The 4,756-nt window shown below is 69.1% G+C and carries 2 protein-coding genes; both read left to right on the forward strand.

Annotated elements, in window-relative coordinates; all coding sequences use genetic code 11:
- Positions 1-2,110: 2,110 nt before the first annotated feature.
- A complete protein-coding gene (locus FBR05_14810; protein ID MDL1873449.1) occupies positions 2,111-4,300 on the forward strand; it encodes a hypothetical protein in 2,190 nt (729 codons plus the stop codon).
- A gap of 27 nt (positions 4,301-4,327) precedes the next feature.
- The coding region (locus FBR05_14815) for a hypothetical protein (GenBank protein ID MDL1873450.1) at positions 4,328-4,756 on the forward strand (429 nt) is incomplete at its 3' end.

Here is a 4,756-nt window from a genome sequence, read left to right on the forward strand (position 1 = left end):
ACGCAGCTGATCGGCGCGGGACGCCTGGCTTCTTTAACAGGCTTCGCGCTGGAGGCCCCGGCCTTCACCCTGGCGGGGCGCTTGGGTCATGAAGTCTTGGGGAGAAGGCAGGATTGGAGCGGGGCGGCCTTAGGGAGGGACTTCGCCTCGAGCTACTTGGTCTTGGGCGGATTGAAGTTGGCGGGTCACGTAGGGGCGAACCTTGTGTTCGCCCCCGGGCGGGGAGGGCGAACACAAGGTTCGCCCCTACAGTTGCTGTTTCAACAGGGTTCGATGTTGACGGGCATCCTGCTCGGCCACTCCTTGGAAGAACACTTCGGCCTGCGCCGCCCCCAAGACGGCGCGACGACGCTGACGGACTCACTGGCGATGCTCTTGCAATTTAACGTCGCCGGGCGCCTGACCCGCCAGGCCTTCGGGACCCGCTTCGCCGCCTGGGAGCGCGGCCTCGACCTCCAAAGCGAGGCCCTGGCCCGCGCGCCGCAGGGTCCCAGCCGAACGCTCGGCCTCGGGGTATCCCCCGTCCTCGCGACCGGCGTCGCGGGCCGTCCTCCCGCCCGCTCGAGCAGGGGCCGCGAGACCTTGTGGCCTAATATCGTCCTGATGTCCTCGCAGGGGGGCAACGGCGACAGCGCGCCGCCGCCCTCCGGCCCTCGCCTCCAGGCTTCGCTGGCATCCCATGAATCCGGCCCCGTCCCCCGGCCCGCGGGTTCCAGGGCGGAAGATCCGGGCGCCGCGGAGGGGAGCGGCGAGTCGCTTCGCACGGAACCTGCGCCGCCCCCCGTCGACCCCCAACAAGGCGCCGCCGGCTTCGCCGAGCTGCTCAAGACCCAGGGCCGCGAGACCGAGCCCCCGATCTTGAATCTCCAGCCCGTCGAACGCAGCTTCGGCTCGACGACTGTCGAGGTCCAAGTCGTCGCGGGCTACGAGAACGTCCAGCGCCTGCGCGCGCGCATGGCGCCGCACCTACCCGCCCTACGCGAGGTCCTGGCCGGGCGCCCCGCCGCACCCTGGTTCATCGCGGGGGTCTCTGACGGGATGGGCCTGCACAGCGCCGTCGCCCTGATGGAGGCGGGCGTGCGCCACATGGTCGGGGGTTTCTACGAGCCCGAGGCCTTGATCCGGATGGAGAGTCCCATCCACCTCGGCCGCCTCGCCAACGTCGAAGGACTCAGGCTCCTCGCCCGTGAGCGCGGCGTCGACTTTCAGGCCTTCTACCAGGACCTGGTGCTCCCCCAGCACGGCAAGGAGACGAGGCCCTTTCCGGCGGAGCTGCGCGCGGCGATCCAAGAGGCCCAGCGCCGGGCTGGGATGAATGAGCTGAACTTCGTCAACTCCATCGCCTTCGCCCGTTGGATCAGCCCCTCGCCCGGCGTCGAGCAACGCCAGGGCATCCCCAGCATGGACCTCGAGGGACGGGTGGTCTTGACGAACATGAAGCCTTATCAGGCGAAGGGCTATGAAGGCACGCTCGACAGCATGGGGCGCAACCACGGGGCCCTGCTTGAGGCCTTGGGCGAGCACTTCGGGCCGGAGTCGACGTCCTTCTTCTTCACCTGGGCGGGCGGCTCGCAGAACCGGCGCATCCTCCACGGGGTCTACGGCGGCGGCGCCCTGGGCCACGCCAAGGAGATCGGCGAGGCCGCGGCGCTGCGCCATCACCTGCAAAGCCAGGACGCCGGTTTCGCGCGGGGCTATCACAAGATCGTGCGCTTCCCCGACTTCCCCTCCTTCGCCCTCTTCGGCATCCCGGGCGGCGGGGCCTTCGGGATGATCGCGCGCCATGTCCTGGAGGGCCACGGCTGCTACGCCGAGATGGGCGAGCTGGCGCCGCGGGCCTACCTCGAGGCCTTCGGCGGCGAGCACAACCTCCGCAACCCCGCGGCCCAGATCGAGCTGGACGTCCCGGAGAGCTACCACCTCCCGGAAATCCGGAGAAATTTGCAGACCTTCTATGATCGCGTCGCGGAATACCGGCGGCAGCACCCCGAATGGGACGGCTCCCAGCCCTTGGACCTCGAGACCTCGCGCGAACTGCTGCGGGGGCTGGTGGGCGAGGACTACGTGAGCCGGATTCCCCGGGCGACGGAGTAGGATTTTAGGCGGGCACATGCGGGGCATCGACGGAACAGGCTTCAAGGCGCTTCCTTGGCCGCGCGCAGCGGCGGCGGAGCTGCGCGCGCTTCAGGCCGAGGACGATCCGGAATTATTATCCCGACAATTATTGAACCTGGGGGCGAGGCTGGAGGCCGAAGGGCGGCTCGAGCTGGCGGCGGAGTTGTATGCGGCTGTCCTAGGGGCGAACCTGGGGCCCCACTCACGCCGCGAGGATGAAGCGAGTGGGGGGTTCGCCCCCGGGCAGGGAGGGGGAGGGCGACCCCCCACCTCTCTCGGACCGATGGCGTTCGGTGGGGCCCCAGGTTCGCCCCTACAACGGCGTGCGCAAGAACATCTCGAGGCGATCTCCGGCCGCGGCGCTCTAGGCCCCCGCGCCGAATTCCTGCTGCACCGTTTGACGCAAGAGGCGACCGATCCGGTGACGCTCCTCGCGCTGGGCGCGGGTTCGACCGCCTATTCTTTGACGCGCTTGACGGTGTTGGGGCGCCTGCTCCAGGCCCCGGCCGCGGCCTGGACACGCGGCGGCGGCGCCCGCGCCTTGGCCTCCCTGGCGGGCTTCGCCGTCGAGGCGCCGGCCTTCACCTGCGTCGGGAGGCTAGGTCACCAGGCACTGGACCGCTTGCCCCCGGGGGGCTCTTGGGGCCGGGACCTGGCTTCGAGCTACCTGGTTTTGGGGGGATTGAAGTTGGCGGGGTGGGGCGGCGGCGCGGCGTATCGCAGGTTTGCCACCTCCGTAGGAGCCGTTCGCGAGCGGCCCCTACAAACGCTGTTCCAGCAGGGCGGCCTCTTGACCGGCATCCTCCTCGGTCACGCCTTGGAGGAGCGCCTCGGTCTGCGCCCGCCGTCGAGTGGGGCGACCACGCTGGTCGACTCCCTCGCCCTGCTCTTCCAAGGCCAAGTCGCCTCCCGCCTCGCCGGCCGGGTCTTGGGCCGGGAGCTCGAAATGTGGAATCGAAGCCTGGATCTGCGCTCGCGGAGCGGGGGGCCGCGACCCCTGGGGCTGGAGACCTCGCCGGTACCCGTGGGGCCGCCGCTCCCTCGGGCCTCGAGACCCCTGGAGACCCCGATCCCCCACGTTTATATGTCGACTACGAAGGGAGATGGTGGCGGCGGCCCTTCGCGAGGGCCAAAATCGGCCCCGGAGGGCGAGGGCTGGTTGGACAAACTTTTTCAGGCCCTGGAGAGACACCCGCACTGGTTAGGCTTGCTCCGCGGCCCCGGGCAAACGCCGTCCCCGGAGGCGCCCGCGGAGCTCGATCCCTATCGACGTCCGGGCCGCCCCTTTGCCTCGGTGGCAGAGGCCCGCGCCCGCAGTGCCGCTTTGAGACGGGCCGCCTTGGACTCCTCGCTGGGCCCGGAATTTCGCAGCGCCCGCTTAAACGAGCTCCCGGATTATCTGGAGGTCCTGCGCCTGGACCCGGAGTACGGCAAGGCCCTCGGCGCCCTTGAGCGCCTGATCCTGCGGCCGGAGATCCCTCACCCCGTGGTGGCGGGCTGGCCGGAGGTCCTGCTGATGCGCGAAATTTCCCTCCCGGAACCGGTGGTGGAATTTTATCGCCAAGACCGAGCGCTGCGCCTGACGGCCGCCGACCTTTACCTCCGTTTGCAGCTGCAAAATCCCCTCGGCGCTCCGGCGATCCGCCGCGGTGCCGGTTTTTTCACGAAGGCCGTCGAAGAGCCTCGCCTCGACCGGAAATTCCGGACCTATTTTCGCGACGATGTCTGGTCGCGGGCCTATTTCGAGGCGGAGGCGGGTCTGCGCAAGGAGTTGTTGAAGCGCTACGTCCCCTTCGCCCGGCGCCTGCCGATGGGCAGCGAGGAGGCGCGGGCGGGGGTGCGGATGCTGCTTTCCCCCTCCTTGCTGCGCCTCGCCCAAGGCCGGGGTCCCATCCCCGACTACCTGACCGAGCCGGAGTTGATCCTCGACATGATGCGCGTCTACGGCCACCTGCTGCGCCTCCTGCCCTCGACGCTCCCCGAGGTGCAGCGCGCGGACCGCGTCCTGTCGCCGGTCCTGCACAGCTTCGGGGAGCGGGCGATGGCGGGGGAGGCGGGGGCGGTGGAGATCCTGGCCCTCTTCGCGAAGAGCGACTCCAGCGCGCGCAAGGCTATGGAAGTATTGGCGGAACGAGGCAATCCCATCGCGAGAAAGCTACTTGCGGGAGAAATCCCTGAGGGTTAGAGGTCCCGCTAGAAACCGGGTAAGGACATGCAAATTTCCACACTTCACGGGCTGCCCGAGGCGGCGCGTCGCGAATGGCGCGCGCTCGAGGCGGAGACCGATCCCCAGCTATTTTTAGAAGCCGCCTTGAATTTTGCCCGACGCCAGGAGGCGGCGGGGAGGGTGGAAGCGGCGGCGGAGTTGTATGCGGCGGTGGTGCAGGAGGCCGACGCCGTAGAGGCCCTTCGCGAACGCCCCCTACGGACCCGCGCCCAAGAGGGCCTCGATGCGATTCTGGGCCGCGGCGCCTTCGGCCCCCGCGCGGAGTTTCTCTTAAGGAATTTGGCCCAACAATCCAGCGACCCGGCGATGCTCTTCGCGATGGGGACGGCGGGGGCGGTGTTTCGCATGACGCGGCTGGCGACCTTGTCGCGGCTGGCCTCGACGCCGAATCCGGGGATCTTGACGCAGCTGATC

It is taken from the genome of Deltaproteobacteria bacterium PRO3, from assembly GCA_030263375.1.
Taxonomy (GTDB): Bacteria; UBA10199; UBA10199; order DSSB01; family DSSB01; genus DSSB01.